This window comes from Campylobacter sp. RM9328, assembly GCF_012978615.1.
Genome location: NZ_LIWF01000041.1, coordinates 1 through 1,853, shown reverse-complemented (window position 1 = coordinate 1,853; position 1,853 = coordinate 1). Strand labels below are relative to the sequence as shown.

Sequence of the window (1,853 nt, the reverse complement as noted above, 5' to 3'; positions counted from 1 at the left end):
CCAGCTTCTAGCATAGTAGATGCGCCTCTTAGCGTAGGTGAATCCACAGCAAATCCAGACGCATACACATCCCCGCTACCTTCAAACTCATAATCCAAAGCCACCCCAGCATAAGGCGTGATTTTGAAGTTATCTTTAGGGTCTAAATCTATCTTATATCTACTACCAGTTATTAGCCTATGAGACTCGACAGCTTCAAATACATATGGTATATGCATAATCTCTATCTCATCACCAGCTAAGCGAGTATATAGATATTTAGCATATAACTCAATAGCTTTATCATCTTTTCTAAACTCATATCCAGCACCAAGATGATAGCCAATGTAGTTTGTATTCATATGATATTTGGCATGATTTCCAAAGCCATCATTCATATGGATATTCTCATATCTATTGTAGTTTCTACCATATCTAAAAGAGGCTTCTACATATGGCCTAGAGCTTATAATGCTACCAAAGTCATATCTAGCTAGCAAACCAGCACCGATATATCTACTATCACCATCACCTCTTATCTCGCCATTACCAAAGTCATTATATGTGCTATACCAGTTTTTACCCATTTCGATAAAAGGCCCTATGGTTAGTTTGCCATCATCAGTATATTTACCAGCAGCCGCACCAACTATTAGGCTAATACCAGTTGATCTGACATAAGAGCCAGTTTTTATCTTGCTTGATCCACCCATTGAAGAGCCAAATGGAGCTACCACAGCAGTTCCAGCACCAGCAGTAGCCATATTTACATAAGTAGAATTAGCAGCAGACTCTACCCCCTTACCAGCGGCGTTTTCAGAAGCTACAGATATAGTAGCCGCACCAGCTACTAGACCTTCACTTATAGTTTTTGTTTCAGGTGTTATACCTGTTATTTTTGCTTCAGCAGGTTTGGTAAGGTCGCTTTTATCTACTTCTATCTTATAAGTTAGTGCGCCACCTTTTATGGCAGTTACATCTACATTATTTGCTTCGCCTTCGATTTTAGCATTGCCTTGTGTTTGAAATAGCTTTAGCGTATCACCAGGATTGAAGCTATCTTTTACATTTAGTTTAGCGCTAATAGTAGTGCCACCTACATCTATTGAGCCGTTTGGGCCGATAGTTACAGCCGCATCGCCAGCACCTAGATTGCCTACTGCTATATTGATGTTTTGAGCACCATTAGTTTTACCTTCTAGGGTTACAGGGTTTTTAGTATTTATATTTAGGGTATTTCCACTACCACCATTGCTAGTGGTATCACCTACTTGGATATTACCAGTTACTTTAGTAAGGTTGCCTGATAGGGTTATTGTGTTGTTGCTACCTTGAACCTTTTGTGTTGCTTCATTATAACCACCATAGATATTACCATCTACATTGCCATTAGCAGTTATTTGGTTGCCACCAGTTTGGCCATTAGGATCGTTAGTTTGACCACCGATGATATTTCCTTGGGTATTGCCATCTATATTTATAATGTTATTACCAGCTGAACCACTATCTGTTTTACCACCGATTACATCACCGCCTACACTACCAGCGACATTTATATTGTTGTTTTCAGCACCGGTTTTACCATCACCACCGATTACATTGCCACCTACGCTACCAGCTACACTTATATTATTATTTTCAGCACCGGTTTGGCCTTCACCACCAGTTACATTGCCTGTTACACTTCCGCCGATGGTTATATCGTTTTTATTTGCGGTGCCTTGGGCGCTTGTAGCACCAGTAATCTGTGTAACTTGTGATATATCGACATTTTCACCTATGGTTATTTTATTGAAATTTGCTGTGCCATCTGCTTTTAAACTTTCACCACCGGTTATATTTCCGATAATTGTAGCGGTGCCATCTATGATTAC

The 1,853-nt window shown here is 39.8% G+C and carries 1 protein-coding gene; it reads right to left on the bottom strand.

Going from position 1 to position 1,853, the window contains the following annotated elements; all coding sequences use genetic code 11:
* On the bottom strand, positions 1-1,853 hold a 1,853-nt coding region (locus tag CCAL9328_RS10530; RefSeq protein WP_170000623.1), incomplete at both ends, for an autotransporter domain-containing protein.